Origin of the sequence: Enterobacter kobei (genome assembly GCF_001729765.1) — a bacterium.
Taxonomy (GTDB): Bacteria; Pseudomonadota; Gammaproteobacteria; order Enterobacterales; family Enterobacteriaceae; genus Enterobacter; species Enterobacter kobei.
Genome location: NZ_CP017181.1, coordinates 2,751,962 through 2,767,714 on the forward strand (window position 1 = coordinate 2,751,962; position 15,753 = coordinate 2,767,714).

The 15,753-nt window shown below is 56.2% G+C and carries 13 protein-coding genes; 5 read left to right on the forward strand and 8 right to left on the reverse strand.

The features are described from left to right. Position 1: 1 nt before the first annotated feature. Genes BFV64_RS13290 through BFV64_RS13305 form a run of 4 tightly spaced genes read right to left on the reverse strand, consistent with a single transcriptional unit; the run spans position 2 to position 3,651 of the window. The gene (locus BFV64_RS13290) at positions 2-1,240 is read right to left on the reverse strand and encodes a DotU family type VI secretion system protein (RefSeq protein WP_014884237.1); all 1,239 of its coding nucleotides are present in this window, start codon (positions 1,238-1,240) and stop codon (positions 2-4) included. Between the two features lie 17 nt (positions 1,241-1,257). Further along, on the reverse strand, positions 1,258-2,601 hold the full coding sequence (gene tssK, locus BFV64_RS13295) for a type VI secretion system baseplate subunit TssK (RefSeq protein ID WP_014884238.1): 1,344 nt from the start codon (positions 2,599-2,601) through the stop codon (positions 1,258-1,260). Between the two features lie 28 nt (positions 2,602-2,629). Further along, complete coding sequence (gene tssJ / locus BFV64_RS13300) at positions 2,630-3,133, reverse strand: type VI secretion system lipoprotein TssJ (protein ID WP_069602176.1); 504 nt, start codon at positions 3,131-3,133, stop codon at positions 2,630-2,632. 23 nt (positions 3,134-3,156) lie between these two features. Then, the gene (locus BFV64_RS13305) at positions 3,157-3,651 is read right to left on the reverse strand and encodes a hypothetical protein (RefSeq protein ID WP_014884240.1); all 495 of its coding nucleotides are present in this window, start codon (positions 3,649-3,651) and stop codon (positions 3,157-3,159) included. A 998-nt stretch (positions 3,652-4,649) separates the two neighbouring features. On the opposite strand from BFV64_RS13305, the gene BFV64_RS13310 reads away from it, so the two are divergent. Together BFV64_RS13310 and BFV64_RS13315 are read left to right on the forward strand one after the other, a co-directional pair. Further along, positions 4,650-6,938 carry an FdhF/YdeP family oxidoreductase gene (locus tag BFV64_RS13310; RefSeq protein ID WP_069602177.1) on the forward strand — a complete coding sequence of 763 codons (2,289 nt, stop codon included), beginning with the start codon at positions 4,650-4,652 and terminating at the stop codon, positions 6,936-6,938. 22 nt (positions 6,939-6,960) lie between these two features. After that, positions 6,961-7,857 carry a LysR family transcriptional regulator gene (locus BFV64_RS13315; protein WP_014884242.1) on the forward strand — a complete coding sequence of 299 codons (897 nt, stop codon included), beginning with the start codon at positions 6,961-6,963 and terminating at the stop codon, positions 7,855-7,857. Here the strand turns inward: BFV64_RS13315 and BFV64_RS13320 are convergent. Further along, positions 7,836-8,594: a phosphate/phosphite/phosphonate ABC transporter substrate-binding protein gene (locus tag BFV64_RS13320; RefSeq protein ID WP_045134172.1), complete on the reverse strand. Its 759-nt coding sequence runs from the start codon at positions 8,592-8,594 to the stop codon at positions 7,836-7,838. The genes BFV64_RS13315 and BFV64_RS13320 overlap by 22 nt on opposite strands. After that, positions 8,587-9,555 (reverse strand): fatty acid desaturase, encoded by a 969-nt coding sequence (locus BFV64_RS13325; protein ID WP_045134173.1) that lies wholly within the window; start codon positions 9,553-9,555, stop codon positions 8,587-8,589. The genes BFV64_RS13320 and BFV64_RS13325 overlap by 8 nt, the downstream gene beginning before the upstream one ends. Positions 9,556-9,703: 148 nt before the next feature. Here BFV64_RS13325 and BFV64_RS13330 point away from each other — a divergent pair, with 148 nt between their 5' ends. Both BFV64_RS13330 and gap read left to right on the forward strand, forming a co-directional pair. Further along, on the forward strand, positions 9,704-10,684 hold the full coding sequence (locus BFV64_RS13330; protein ID WP_069602178.1) for a GlxA family transcriptional regulator: 981 nt from the start codon (positions 9,704-9,706) through the stop codon (positions 10,682-10,684). Positions 10,685-10,762: 78 nt separating this feature from the next. Further along, positions 10,763-11,773: a type I glyceraldehyde-3-phosphate dehydrogenase gene (gene gap / locus BFV64_RS13335; RefSeq protein WP_023330621.1), complete on the forward strand. Its 1,011-nt coding sequence runs from the start codon at positions 10,763-10,765 to the stop codon at positions 11,771-11,773. 40 nt (positions 11,774-11,813) lie between these two features. Here the strand turns inward: gap and BFV64_RS13340 are convergent, their stop codons facing one another. Beyond that, on the reverse strand, positions 11,814-13,001 hold the full coding sequence (locus tag BFV64_RS13340; protein ID WP_014884246.1) for an MFS transporter: 1,188 nt from the start codon (positions 12,999-13,001) through the stop codon (positions 11,814-11,816). A gap of 115 nt (positions 13,002-13,116) precedes the next feature. On the opposite strand from BFV64_RS13340, the gene BFV64_RS13345 reads away from it, so the two are divergent. Then, positions 13,117-14,073, forward strand: coding sequence for an AraC family transcriptional regulator (locus BFV64_RS13345; protein WP_023337412.1), 957 nt, complete (start codon positions 13,117-13,119; stop codon positions 14,071-14,073). 15 nt (positions 14,074-14,088) lie between these two features. Here the strand turns inward: BFV64_RS13345 and BFV64_RS13350 are convergent, their stop codons facing one another. Further along, positions 14,089-15,429, reverse strand: a complete 1,341-nt coding sequence (locus BFV64_RS13350; RefSeq protein ID WP_069602179.1) for a carbohydrate porin — start codon at positions 15,427-15,429, stop codon at positions 14,089-14,091. Positions 15,430-15,753 lie beyond the last annotated feature (324 nt).

Consider the following 15,753-nt stretch of genomic DNA (forward strand, 5'->3'; position numbering starts at 1 on the left):
CTTAGTTTCCTTGCGGCAATCCGTTCAGCTCAGCCTGAGTGTTTTCAGGCGACACCAGCAGAGTAATTTCCACACGGCGGTTACGGGCGCGGTTTTCCGGCGTCGTGTTCGGTGCTACCGGGTTAATCTCACCCCGCCCTTCCGCTTTCACGCGGTCTGGCTGAGAGAGGCTTCCTTGCAGCATTTTCTGTACCGAGCGGGCGCGTTCCAGAGAAAGCTCGTAGTTGGAAGCGAAGCGCGCGCTGCGGATTGGAACGTTGTCGCTGTATCCCACCACCAGAATTTTGCCGCTGACGTTGTTCATCGCCTGCGCAATGCGGTTAACAACCGGTTCATAACGGTCACGCACCACCGTCGAGGCGGAGGCAAACAGCCCGTCTCCTTTCAGGATAACGACGCTGCGATCCGCTTCATCTTTTACCGCGACCAGACCTGCCTCGATTTCAGGCTTCAGGAAGCCGCGCAGGTTTAGCACAGCGGGTAACTGACGGGCCGGTTGCTGAATGGTGGTTTCCGGCAGCTGGGACTGATAAATCTTCGCCAGGACCGGACTGGTGTTATCGCCAAGACGCCAGTTAAGGACGATATAAAACAGGCAGGCGATAAACCCGGCCAGCGCCACGCAGGCCCACAGGGGAACCATCGGCCGCCACAGCTTACGCAGCACCGGGCGATCTTCCGGGTGGGGAGACAGCGGTGGCGGATAGCTGCCCCGCACGCCGCGAATCATCTGCCACAGCCGCTGCTTGATGGTCTCAAGCTGGGTGCGACCATTGTCCAGCACACGGTAACGCCCTTCGAAACCGAGCAGCAGGCAGTAGTTGATCATCTCCAGCAGCAGGATATGTTCGCGCGGGTTCTGCGACAGACGCGCCAGCAGCTGGAAAAACTTCTCGCCGCCCCAGGTTTCGTTATGGAACGTCACCAGCAGGCCATTGCTTGACCAGACGCCGCTGCTGCCCCAGGGGGTAAGCGCAGCGGCCTCATCCAGCGCCGTGCAAAGGCAGTAACGCGCCCCGACGATCACTTCGTAGGGTAGCCCCGCCTGCTGACAGCGGACTTCAAAACGGCGAATCTCATCGATCAGGCGCTGGCGTAACGCCACCTGATCGTCATGTGAAACCGAATGACGGATCTGCGGAATCGCATTGAGCAGCGGATTAGCGGCCGCCACCAGCTGATTGTTGCTACTGGCTCCGGTAAACGCGGCATCACTGCCGGTATCCTGTCGTTCCTGCATATTAAGCGCTCGCTTTATTATTCTGTCGGGCTACGGATGGCCCAAAACTCCATATCCAGCCCCGGGAACTCCCCTGCCAGGTGCAGGGCGAAGGCGCCGGACTTATCCATCTCGTGCCACAGCTCGCTGCCCTTCTCCAGCTCGAAATAGCTGTAGCCTGCATGCCACGGGATCTGCGGCGGCGCGACCGGCATGGCGCGCAGCATAATGCCCGGCAGCTGAAGCTGGACCAGATCGCGGATTTTCGACACCGGCGCGATTTTCATCTGCGCAGGGAAATGGGTTTGCAGGTGTTCGCCAGGCACATTCGCTTTGACGGCCAGCACGAAGCCAAACTCGCGTACCATGCTGGTTTCAGGAACGGTGGCAATGTTAAGACCATGCGAGCGCTCGTTAAGCGGCAGCTGAATAGCGTGGTCTTCCATCACCAGCGACAGCCCCTGACGCAGCATCAGCATCAGCTTACTGAAGCAGTTCGCCAGATCGTCGTGATCGTAGACCGGCAGCACGCTCTCCGTGGTCCGTTGTGGGGTCCAGGTGGCAAGCTCGGACGCAAACGGCAGCCAGCTGCGCCAGAGGGTTTCCGGGTGCAGCAGCGGCAGCGTTTTTAAATGCGAAACCTCGCCAAGATGACGGTTCACCAGCGACAGTAACGTAAATTCAATCAGTTCCGAGGTGTTAAAACGGCCAGGCTGGCGCAGACGGCCGCCGATCTGCTGGCTGCGCTGCACCAGTAAGCCGTGCAGATCGTTAATCATGCTGTAGATCTGCGGACTGTTATTGGCGTTCAGCATCGGCGGGATGTAGCTGTTATCGAGCCGGACGTGGTTGTCGTGGCGTTTTTCAGTGACAAACGCCACGCCGATGGCGGTCCATTCTGCCGTGAGATCTTTTTCCAGCATCAGCGTCAGGCGCAGGCGGCCAAACTGTACGGTGGCATCCCCCACCGACATGGCGTTGTCGTCTTCGACCTCTTGCTCGAACGCGATGAAGCGCGCCAGCGAGGCCGGTTCTTCGCTGAAGATCACCTCTTCCCGCTCGCCACGACGTACCGGCAGTGCGAGCACCACCTTTTCGTTGGTGAGATTGTCAGGGATTTTAAGCGGCACAGGACCATTGCGTCCGTTGCGTACCTGGAAGAAAGTCCCGTCTGGCAGAAGCCCACTGCAGTAGCTCAGGGCAATGCATCCCTGACGAAGCATCGCTTCGTCGAGTTCAACATCAAGAAAGCCCCAAAGATAGGAACGCTGCAACGCACCCCATTCACGAACGTGGTTGAGCAGATAACTTTCAGTCCGCTGAAAATGGTGTGGACGCAGGAACATGCCTTCGGTCCAGACGACCTTTTCTGCTTTCGTCATGATGATGTGTTTCCTGTTGTGAAGCGCGTTACTGGCTGATGACCCGAATGCCATTTACGTCGAGAAAAACGTTGGCCTGGAGTTCATCCGCGGACCATTTCCAGAACTGGTAGATATGATTTTCGCCTGGCACAGGCAGAGGGAGACACACGCGCCATTTTTTACCATCCAGCTTCTGATATTCCGCCATCACGCCGATGTAGCGAGCCTCGGGATCGCTCTGACCGCTGAGGGTTTTCGACAGCTGTCCCGGCATCAGGAAGAACACATCGCTGTTCAGCAGATTCGCGCCAAGGGTTGCTGACGCGTTGTTCTGCAGGGAATAGAAGTCGCTGGACATGAAATCCGCATCGGATTTCAACAACAGCACACGGACTTTAAGCGGCGCAGAATCATTGATTTGTGGATGAGCCTGAAACTGCAGATTGTAGCGGGAGGGGTCGCTGTGTGAAGACGACGTACAACCACTCACAAGGGCGAAAACCGCCGCGTAAAAGACCAACCACAGCTTATGAAAATTTTTATTATTCATAAAAATACGCCCACGAAAGCCGTTTAGTTCAGGATCCAGGTACCGTTAGCGCTGTCTTTGCAGGCTTTGCTGTTGCCATCGACATCAACGCAGGTCGCTTTTTTACGCGCCTTAGGACGAATGGCCTGTTTACGGACGGTCGCTTCATACTGGTCGGCTTTGATAACTGCACGCATCGGGACGTAACCAATCAGCTGGTCATTACCCTCATCGGCAAGCGCCATCCAGTAGTGTTCAACCTGACCCAGCACCACGTAGGTTTTTCCAGTTTCCAGCGTACGGATAACCTTTCCGCCAAAGTCAGGACGGCTCATCAGGGAAGCCGGATACATGGCACGATAAGGCTCGTTGAGCGGAGTGAATTCCGTCGGCGGCAACACGGCGTGACGGTGCGTTAAGGTGACACCGTTGACCTGACTGGTCACGATCGTGTCGTCGTTGATTGCAGGTTTCTGTGGCGCTTTACAGCCCGCCACCGCCATGACAAACAGAAGTGAAAACAGTACGCGCATTTTCATATGCTTTTCCGTAGCGATATTTCGATAATGGAGATAAGGGGATGAAATTTGACTTAGGTGCTATTGTTAAAATAGTCAGGATAATTTCGGGGTGTTACTATTTTGAGGGCATAGCTACCGCACGAACCTTTCAGAATAAGGCCCAGCGTCTTCCTGACATATTTTGACAAACGGTAAACAAGTTTACATGAGCTTCGCATCAATTCAATATTTACCGCTACGTAAGTGGCGGTTAATGAAGCAGTCGAAACATTATAGGATTTATCTGATAAAAAAACCCGACATGGCCTACTTTCACTTATTTTCACTCCACACACAGACGTAAGTTATTGTTGTAAAAATAAAAAACACAAAAGAGAACGACTTTCATTAACGCAATAAAGCTATTATCGCCACTACCATAATTAGTAGAATTCTCCTATTGGTGATGTCAAAACAATATATCGCCGATGAATTATTTGTTGCACTAACAGGGTATCTTTAATATTAACCGTACTGCCCGCTCGCAGGACGCCTATTTCACTTATGACGCGGGCGTTAATTTTACTGCTCAAAATAACTATATATTTCACGCTGTAATAATTACCGCATAAGACTTCAAAACAGCCATTAATCATTAAGCCAGAATAAACATTCAGGTCCCTATTTTAATCCTGAAGGTGCTATACCCCCTGCCAGCCGTGGCATTTCTGTTTCTCATCGACCTGAGCCTTCATTCGAAATTTTATCAGTGCTACATCCTTCCTCGCCCACCGCTATCTATCCCACCTACTGGATGATAGATATAATTTATTATTAAAATGATAAAAAAACGTTATAATTTCTTTAAATATTTAAGCCGCCCGTAAGTAACCCGCTGTAATAAATAGTATTTAAGATAAGCAATTATGTTGCGTCGCGAGCACTTCCCCACCCGGCCCTCATTGCTTTAACTTATTGCCCTTTTCAGTGGATTGGCGGGCGCATGCGCGGTATGACCGAACAAGTCAGGAGTAGGTATGAACAAGAAAAGACGCTCAGTTCCCGGTATCAGACACTATGATGGCCCTGCCGGCGGCTGGGGTGCGCTAAAAGCGACAGCCATTGCGGTACGAACCCAGATGGATACCTTTGATGCCCCCGCCACGCTGCTGCGCACCAACCAGCCTGATGGTTTTGACTGCCCGGGCTGCGCGTGGCCCGATAAAGAACACAAATCGACCTTCCAGTTTTGTGAGAACGGCGCCAAAGCGGTAACCTGGGAAGCCACCAGCAAACGCGTTACCCCCGCGTTCCTGGCGGAAAACACCGTCTCTTCTCTGCTGGCTAAATCTGACTTTGAGCTGGAAGGGTATGGTCGTCTGACGCATCCTCTGCGCTATGACCGGGCAAGCGACACGTTCAAACCGGTTGAGTGGGACGAGGCTTTTCAACGTATCGGCGAGGTGTTGCGCGAGCTTGAACCGGACCAGGTCGAGTTCTATACCTCCGGGCGAGCCTCTAATGAAGCGGCGTATCTGTTCCAGCTGTTTGCACGCGAATACGGCACCAATAACTTCCCCGACTGCTCGAATATGTGTCACGAGGCCACCAGCGTCGGTCTACCCCGCTCCATCGGGATCGGGAAAGGCACCGTCTCACTGGACGACTTCGATAACACCGAGCTGGTGATCTCCATCGGCCATAACCCCGGCACGAACCATCCGCGGATGATGGGTACGCTTCATGAGCTGGCGCGACGCAACGTGCCGATTATCGTCTTTAACCCGTTACGCGAGCGCGCCCTGGAACGTTTTGCTGACCCGCAAAGCGTCATTGAAATGGCAACCTATAGCTCAACGGACATCGCCTCGACCTACTTCCAGGTGAAGGCCGGAGGCGATGCCGCCGCGCTGAAAGGTATGGCCAAACACCTGCTGGAAATGGAGGCCGAACGCGGTAACGTGCTCGACCACACGTTTATCGCAGAACACACCCAGGGCTTTGATGACTTTGCCGCCGACATCGCGCAGACGCGCTGGGATGACATTGAGCGCGAGTCCGGGCTCAGCCAGGCTGCGCTCAAAAAGGTGGCCGAGGCCTATGCGAAATCCAACGCCACCATCATTACCTACGGGATGGGGATTACCCAGCATAATAAAGGCACGGCAAACGTCCGGCTGATCGCTGATGTGTTGCTTCTGCGCGGAAATATCGGCAAGCCCGGTGCGGGAATATGCCCTCTTCGCGGCCACTCTAACGTTCAGGGGAACCGTACCGTCGGGATTAGCGAGAAGCCCACCCCGGCCTTCCTGAACCGTCTGAAAGAGGTGTTTGGCTTTGAGCCCCCTTCTCACCATGGGCATGATGCGGTGCAGGCGACCCAGGCCATGATCGACGGTCGGGCGAAAGCGCTTATCTGCCTCGGCGGTAACTTTGCCGTCGCGATGCCCGACCACGAGAACGGCTTCCCGACAATGGGTAACCTTGATTTGAGTGTTCACGTTGGTACTAAGCTGAACCGTACCCATCTGCTGGTGGGTAAAGAGACGTTTATTTTCCCGTGCCTTGGCCGTACCGAGCTGGATGTTCAGGCCACCGGTCGTCAGTCCATCACCGTCGAAGACTCCATGTCGATGGTGCACGCCTCGTCCGGCAAGCTCAAACCCGCCTCACCGTTACTCCGTTCAGAACCCGCCATCGTCGCCGGCATGGCGAAAGCCACCCTGCAGGAGACCCGCGTGGACTGGATGACGCTGGTTGAAGATTACGACCGTATCCGCGATCTGATCGAGCAGACCATCCCGGGCTTTGAGGACTACAATGCGCGGATCCGTATTCCGGGCGGCTTCCGTATGCCGCTTCCCCCAACGAAACGCGTCTGGCCAACGGCGACGGGAAAAGCGATGTTCTCCGTATTCGACGGAGTACACGAGAACGCCAGCGGTGAAGGCGAGCATGTTCTGCGTCTGATTACGCTGCGCAGCCACGATCAGTACAACACCACCATTTATGCTCTGGACGACCGCTACCGTGGCGTGTTTGGCCGCCGCGACGTGCTGTTTATGAACGAAGAGGATATGGCCCTGTCAGGGCTGGAACACGGCGACCGCGTGGATATCGAAACCGCCCTGCCCGGCAGCGTTCAGCGTCTGGAAGACATTACCGTAGTGGCATACCACATCGCGCGGGGTTCAGTCGGGGCTTATTACCCGGAGGCCAACGTGCTGGTGCCGCTCGATTATCTGGATAAGGACAGCGGTACACCGTCTTACAAATCCGTTCCGGTTCGCATCATCCTGCGCTCGAAAGAGATCCGCATGCTGTAAGGCTGTTCGCGAAGAGTCATCCATGGATATTAAACAGTTAAAATACTTAATTGCGCTCGACGAGACCCGCCATTTTGGTAAAGCGGCCTCGCAGTGCAACATCACCCAGCCGACCCTCTCCATGCGCATCCGCAACCTGGAAGAGGAGCTCGGTCTGGTGCTGATTGCGCGCGGGCAGCGCTTTGAGGGTTTTACGCCAGAGGGCGAACGGATCCTGGCGTGGGCGCGTGCTCTGCTTGCCGCTCACGACGGACTACAGGCGGAAGCCGCGCTGTGCAAAGGCCAGGTGGTGGGTGAATTACGCCTGGGGATGGTTCCGCTGGCGAGCGTCGATCCGATGATCTTTATCCGCCAGCTGACGCAAAAATACCCGGAGCTGACCTACAGCCTCTATTCCATGTCCTCTGCACACATTGCCGATGGCGTCAGCCGCAACCAGCTGGAGCTGGGTATTTGCTATCTCAACAGCATCGATACCAGCCTGTTTGACATTATTCAGTTGCCTGAGACGAAGATGGGCCTGCTGCATGATATTCGTCATTTCCAGCTGGACCCGACGCCGCTGACCTGGCAGGACCTGACGGATTTTCCGCTGGGGTTCCTGACAAAAGGGATGCATTACCGGGCGCATATGGAGGCCAGCTTTGCCGCCGCCGGAATCGAACCCAGATCCGTTTTCGAGAGCGACTCTACGTTCCAGATCATTCAGGCGGTTCAGAGCGGCGTTTGCTGCGCCGTGATGCCGCTGAACAACGGGCTTGAGGCGCTAAACAACCATTTCAGGATTGTCCCCATCGCCGACGCGAACATTGAGGCGCCCATCGGCCTGATAATGCGCAGGCAAAAACCCCTCTCCTCCCTGGCGCTGCGCTGTTTTACCGACGCGCAGGAGATTTATCATGCGGACAATAACGCATAAGCCTGGCGCGTGACCACGCTAAACCCGCCGATCAGCACCGCATCACAGACCGCCCGGTGCTCCGGGACGGTTACCAGCGCGTGAAGCGCATCGCGGATGGCGTTAAGCGTGTCAGGAGGTGTATGAGGCGACGTGATTAAGGGCAGGCCCGGCGTTAGCGGAGTTTGGTCAATCACCGTCAGACCCGCCAACGCTTCCGGCTCATGACGCTGCAGGAGTGCCCAGGTGACACAGTCGATAGCGGCGATATCACCCTTCCCACGTTTGACGTCAATCAGCGACTGACGGTGGCTGCCGCTGAATGATGTTTGCGAAAAGAAAGGGGCGCGGGTCACCCACGGTGCCACTTTTTTTCGCAGCGCGTGATAGCCGGACTGCGAGTCAGGAGAATTACAGACCGCCCGGCGTCCGCGAAAATCCGCCAGCGAAAGAGGCCGATCCTCCGAGCGCGTCACCAGAACGCTGCGGTAGTGGCTCCCTTCGCATCCCGCTGCCGTGTAGTGAAAACAGCCCACCACCTGCACCTCCGGGAGCTGCGTGACCAGCGGGTAGCCGCAGGTCTGGCTGAGAATCAGCGCCGGCTGCTGCCAGTGGTTCAGCAGGTCCGATTCGGGCCAGCGGGGGACACGCTCAACGTACACGCCCCGGTCGGCCAGACGTTGTTGTACCGCCAGCCAGAGCGCGCGAGTGTCGGCGCGATCCACGGCATACATGGGAAACGCCAGCAGGTTACTCATATCTTTCCTCTTGTTTTCCGGGGTGAACGGTGACCGCCACTGGCCGGGTCGAGAACTGGCGTAGCCATTCGCCATAGCCCCTGACTACAAAACCGTGGTTACGCTGCCGGTACGCCTCGCGGTTTTGGTGGTAGATCGTCTGTAACCCATACCAGGGAACGCCCGGTAAATCGTGGTGAATGGAATGGTAGTTGAGATTTAAAAACAGTACCCGCCAGAATAGCCCAGCCTCGTTAATGACGGAACGCGCCAGCGGATCGTCCGCCGCGCGATGTTCGTAAAAGGAACGGACCTTGGTCAGCGCCAGCGCCGGATAGCTTACCGCCAGCACAAACCAGACGGGTGAAAAGCCGTTATGCGTCATCCAGGTGAAAAGCGCCGCCAGAAGCACAGCGTGAACCAGCCACATCGCCATCGCCCGCCGTTGACGCTGACGAAAGGCCGCCACGGCGATCCCCAGCGTCTGCAAAATATCCAGCAGCGGTGCCAGCACTATCCGCCCGCAGAAGGTATTGCGGGCCTGGATCATGCGCTTCTGCCAGGGGGAAAAGCGCGCCCAGCTCGCCTCTGTAAAATAGTACGACTCCGGGTCATCCACCGGGATGGTCAGACTGTCGTGACGATGATGCGCCAGATGGGAATCCCGGTACAGGCCATAGGGATACCAGACCGCCAGCGGGAGCGTGCCAAACAGCTGGTTAAGCCAGGCAAAACGCGTGGGATGCCCGTGGATCAACTCATGCTGCAGGGACATGTACCAGGCGGTAAACCAGATAAGCAGCAGCGTGGCGGGCAGCAGGCCGAGCGTTTGCCAGAACGTCAGCGTGGTAAACCAGCCAGCGTAAATCGTCAGGATCAGCAGCCATGTGGGCAATTCGCTTCGCCACAGAAATCCTGATGCAAGATGGTGGATGCGATCGCGCTGTTGCGGATGCAAATAGAGAGATCTTCGTTTACCCATTCCTTCAGACGCCGTTTCGCCAGAGACACTACCCTGACGATCGGGGATAACGTCTGAAATGACAAAGAACTTAAATCGCTTTGCTTTGCCAGAAACAGAGGCCCACGCGCGGCTTGACTTATTCTGTCATAAAGGTACTTTTCAGGACATGAAGAAGATCTTAATTATCGTCCCTGACGGCGGCATGCTGTTTGAAGCCGCCGGCATCGCCGACATTCTGATGCAGGCTAACCGGCTGCACCCGGAAGGGCTTGCGCACCCCCGCTACCGCATTATTATCGCCACCACGCAGCCGCACCAGGTGATCCACGGTCAGTCCGGCCTGAATCTGCTGGCGGATTATCGTCTGCCTGAACTTGATCCGCGTGAACCGCTGGACACCATTATCATCACCGGACGCGGGATGAACGAGCAGGAGAGCACGGCGGTGGTGGACTGGCTGCACCTTGCTGCGCCGCATGCCCGGCGGATAGCCTCCATTTGCGGCGGCGCGATGCTGCTGGCCCAGAGCGGCCTGCTGGATGGTCGTCGCGCAACCACCCACTGGCGGTTGCTGGTGACCATGCAAACCCAGTATCCGGCTATCCGCGTCGAAGGCGGTCCACTGTATATTCAGGATGGTCCCGTCTGGACCTCCGGCGGCGTGAGCTCGGGGTTTGATCTCACTCTGGCGCTGGTGGAGGATGACTATGGTTTCACCCTCGCCCGCGACGTGGCGCAGGATATGGTGATGTACCTGCGCCGGCCCGGCGGTCAGCTGCAGTTTAGCCGCTATAGCCTGCAGCCGTCCGGCGCGTCTGGGCCAATAAGCGACCTGCAGGCCTGGATACTACAGAACCTCACTGCCGACCTGTGCGTAGAAAATCTGGCCGAGAAAGCGGCGATGAGCCCGCGCAATTTCACCCGGGTCTTTACCCGGGACGCAGGCGTTCCACCTGCCCGCTACGTGACCGAAGCGCGCCTGGCCGCCGCCAGACAGCTGCTTGAGCAAACCCGTGATTCCCTTGAGCGCATTGCTGAGCAAAGCGGGTTTGGCACCAGCATTAACCTGCGCCGCGTGTTTGAGAAACAGCTCCACCTTACCCCGGGCGAGTACCGCCAGCGCTTCCACTGTCGCAAGATGGCCTAATCTGATCCTTTTTTGTCGTTTACGCCAATCGGCCTGACGCCTACAGTGACTCCAGACAACAGAGATAAGGAGTGCACCATGGTTAAGGTCGGTATTAACGGTTTCGGCCGTATCGGACGTAATTTCCTGCGCGCAGCACTGGGTAACCCGGATCTTCAGATTGTGGCCATTAACGATCTGACGGACAGCAAAACCCTCGCCCACCTGCTGAAACACGATTCCCTTCTGGGTAAATTGCCCGCACCGGTTGAAGCGGCTGACGGCGCATTGCAGGTTGATGGCCAGCGGATCGTGGTGTTTAGCGAACGCGATCCGGCAAATATTCCGTGGCGTGAAGCTGGCGTGGATGTGGTAATTGAAGCCACCGGCTTCTTTACCGAGCGGGAAAAAGCTGCGGTGCACGTCACGCACGGTGGTGCAAAGCGCGTCATCATCTCCGCGCCCGGCAAGAACGACGATCTGACCGTCGTCATGGGCGTGAACCACGATCGCTATGACCCGGCTCAGCACGTTGTCGTGAGTAACGGGAGTTGTACCACGAACGGTCTGGCTCCGGCCGCGCAGGTATTGCATCAGCAGTTCGGGATTGAGCATGGCCTGATGAATACCACGCATGCCTATACCAACAGCCAGGCACTGCACGATCAGCCGGAAAAAGATCTGCGCGGTGCACGCGCGGCGGCGCTGTCGATTGTGCCCTACTCCAGCGGCGCTGCAAAAGCGCTCGGCAAAGTCATCCCCTCTCTGGATGGTAAGCTGACCGGTTATTCCCTGCGCGTGCCGGTTCCGGTGGTATCGATTGTCGATTTGACGGTCACCCTGAGCCGTAACGTGACTGCCGAAGAGGTGAATGACGCATTCCGCAGTGCGGCAGCCAGTGGGCCACTGAAAGACATTCTGGGGTATAGCGATGAACCGCTGGTTTCCAGCGATTATCAGGGCGATCCGCGCTCCTCCATTATCGACGGGCTTTCCACGCTGGTGATTGGCGGGAACATGGTGAAGATCCTGGCGTGGTATGACAACGAGTGGGGATTCTCCAACCGCCTGGTGGACCTGGCGGTGCTGATGGATAAAAAAGGGCTGTAAGCCTCAAGCCGGGTGGGATAAGCACCCACCCGGCATAAAATCACGCCGCTTTGACCTTCACGCCCATAAATACAATGACCATCGCCGTCACCAGCAGGAAACCACTTCCGGCAAACACGCCGCTGGCCCCGTTGAGGTCAAACACCACCCCGCCCCCGGCCGCGCCAGCGCTAATCGCCAGCTGAATGGACGCCACCAGCAGCCCTCCGGCACTTTCGGCTTCATCCGGAACGGTGGTGGCAAGCCAGGTTGACCAGCCTACCGGCACCAGACCGAACGCAAAGCCCCACAGCGCCACCAGTAATCCGTCCAGCATCGCCAGATGACCAAACGCCACCATCATCAGCGCGAGTATGCCCATGCCGAATGGCACGAGGGCCAGCGTCAGGCGCAGATTACGGGCCAGCAGATGCCCGGCAATGGAGGTGCCGACAAAGTTGGCAAGCCCGAAGCCCAGCAGGATCAGCGAAATGGTTTCAACATTTGCCTGTCCGACGGTTTCAAGGAACGGGCGCAGGTAGGTAAAGAAGGCGAAATGGCCGCTAAAGATCAGAATGGTCGCCAGCATGCCGCCAATCATGCCAGGACGGCGCAGCACGCGGAACAATGTGCCAAGGCTACCGCTACTCTCTGGCTTCATGGACGGCAGCACCCAGATCTGCCACAGCAGCGCCAGCATGCTCGGCAGAATGCAGAGAATAAAGACGTTGCGCCAGCCGATCAGGCTTCCCAGATAGCTCCCCAGCGGGGCCGCGACCACGGTGGCGATCGACACGCTGGAGAAGATCACCGCCAGCGCTTTCGGCACTTTGTCCGCCGGAACCAGACGCATTGTTGTGGCCGTCGACATCGCCCAGAACCCACCGATGGCAACCCCTAACAGCAGACGCCCCATCAGCAGAACGTGCAGAGTGGGCGCAAAGGCTACCAGCAGGCTGGAGATAATTTGCAGCACGGAGAAAAACATCAATACCCAGCGACGATCGATTTTCCGGGTCGCCGGGGTGATCAGCAGTCCGGTGACTAACGCCACCAGCGCAGTGGCGGTCACGGCCTGCCCGGCCATCCCCTCACTGACGCCCAGGCTCGCGGCCATCGGCGTCAGCAAACTGGCGGGCAGGAACTCCGCCGTTATCAAACCAAAAACCCCCAGCCCCAGTGAATAGACGGCTCGCCAGGCGGGTTTGGCAGGCGCGACGGCCTCTCTCGCCTCGACACATGCATTCATCTGTTGATCTCCCGTTATAAAAGTGTGACAACTGTCGCAAAAGCATAGAGGGTTCACCCTGGACGATCTGTGACATATAATCTCCACTTATTGATTATTCGTCCGGAGTTACGCCATGACCGCACAGTCACCCGATTTGATCAGCGAACTTTTACGCGGCATGCGTCTGTCGGGGGTGAAATACCGCCGGATTGAAGCCAGTGCACCGTTTGGCGTCGCGTTCCATCAGGCACCGGGCAAGGCGCAGTTCCATTTTGTGAGCCACGGCAACGCCCTGCTGCGAATGGACAGCGGTGCAACCTTCGAACTGAGCAGCGGCGATGCGCTGTTTATTCCTGGCGGTAATGCCCATGCCCTGCTCTCTGACGAAAAGGCAACCATCACTCCAGTCAACGCTTTCCCCAGCGAGCCCATCTGTAGCTCGGTCTGTGCCATTACCTGTGAGCCCTGCCCGGAGAGCGAAAACACCATCATCTTTAGCGGGTGTATGGATTTTGAGCTGGGCGGCATGCAGCCGCTGATCAAAGCGATGCCGGAAGTGATGATGGTCAGCCGGTTGATGTCCACCTGGCCGGAAATTCATCCGCTACTGGCCGCGATGGAGCGCGAGTCCATGACGCGTCAGGTCGGGTTTGCCGGGATCCTCGCCCGTCTGGCTGACGTGGTGGCGGCATTGATTGTTCGGGGCTGGGTTGAAGCAGGCTGTGGTAAAGCGACGGGCTGGGTGCAGGTCTTACGCGATCCGCGTCTGAGCCGGGCCATCTACGCCATGCACCAGCAGCCGGGCCTGAACTGGAGCGTGGCGGATCTGGCGAAAGAAGCGGGCACCTCCCGCTCCGTGTTCGCTGAACGGTTTCTGGCGGCGACGGGGACGACGCCGGCAAAATATCTCAGCGAGCTCAGAATGCGACTGGCTATTCAGTATATTCGCCATGAAAATCAACCGATTGAAACCGTCGCGCTGCGGCTCGGTTACGGGTCTCTGGCGGCGTTTAGCCGGGCATTTAAGCGCATCATCGGCCATGCGCCGGGCACGCTTCGGGAAGTCAGCCAGACCCCGGAAGAGGTCTGACCGACTGACAGGACATCAGAAATAGTATTTAAAGCGCACGCGACCACCGTAGCGCTCGTCATTTTTATTGTCACCCTCTTTCGGGGATGCATTGACCCATGACGCATACGCGCCCAGATAGATGTTGAAGTTTTTCATCTTCATGACGTTCGGGATCAGGTACGAGGTATGAATAGTATGGATGTCATACTCGCCCGGGTCGGTTATCCAGCAGTCGTTTTCACACTCTGCGTCAAACGTTGAGGTATTAAACTCGTCGATTTCGTTATGGGCATAGATGTAACCCAACTCAAAATTACGCCAGAGGGCATTAATAGCTGAGGTAAAGTCGGTTTCGCCCGTCGCGTCCAGATAAGCCGTGTTGAGATTCATGACCACTCCGTTTTCCGGATCGGTTTTGAGCCCGTCCCAGGTCATCGTGAACCCGTAGCCCGTTCGCTCTGACTGATCTATCCAGCGTCCGGCGTCATCGCGATAGCCATAAGCGTTGTTGACCAGGTTGGTCTCCATAGCAACCGCGCTGGAAAACGGTCCATTCTGCCAAGAGATGACCGGGCGCACGTAGGCCACATTTTTGTCGTTCTCAAGTTCTGCACCGTGATAACGCTGGTCGACATACAAATCGCTGCCGTCTTTGAACAGGGTATTCAGCTCAAAATACCAGTTATCCAGCGTCTTGTTCATCAGGAAGTTGCCCCCGCTGTCGGTTCGCCCACGCCCCTCCTTCAGCATATAGATATAGCCGTAGCCGTCGCTGTAGAGATCGTCTGCGGTATTCCCGGAGTATTCCACAAACGTATCCTGGTTGAGCGGGAACATGTCATAGGCCTCAAAGCGTCCGACTTTTATTTCCCAGTCATTCTCAGTGCCAAAGAAGAATACCGCATCATCCAGGTACATTTGCCCGGCGAGGTCGCCGAGCGGCTGGACGGAGAATCCGGCAAAATTGCCGTTATCCATTTTACGATAACCATCAAAGCCTAATAAAATACGTCCGTTAATATCCCAGCGTTCTTTATCGCCCGGCGCCCAGTCACTATTAGCACTTTGCTTAACAGACGTGAGGCTACCCGTTTTACTGGCGGCATCCATATTAAATTCCACATCACCGTAAAATTTAATATCACCAAACCCTGAGAGCGTCAGTTTTGGCGGAGCGGTTTTGCTCACCGGCTCTTCCGACTGCACCACAACGGCTGGCGCAGCCTGCGTCGAGGCGGCCTGCTGCTGTTTAAGCTCCTGAATTTGCGCTTCCAGTTGCGCCAGCTTTTCTTCCACGTTCATTGAGGGTTGTGCCGCCAAAAGTGCGCCGGAATAGAATGCGCTTATCAGAATTACCGTTTTCTTTAATTGCATAGAATCCATCCTGATTATAAAAGTGAATACCCAAATATCGAGCACAGCCATTTCCACCAAATACCCTCAACGGTGCTATTATGTTTTTTCACAACGCAATTATGTTTTTTAACTTGTGTGATCGCCGCAGAGAAAACTTGCGGTAATGAAGAGAAGAAAGACCACCCGCTTCACACTCTTATTTCATTAGGTTTATGTATATTTTAACGTGCAATATATATGATTATTTAAAGGCATAATTCTTTTAATTTCATTTGCACAACAAATTTCTCCCGGCCGGACCGGACGGGCGAAGCGGTAAATTGTCTGGTTCTGCGCAAAATG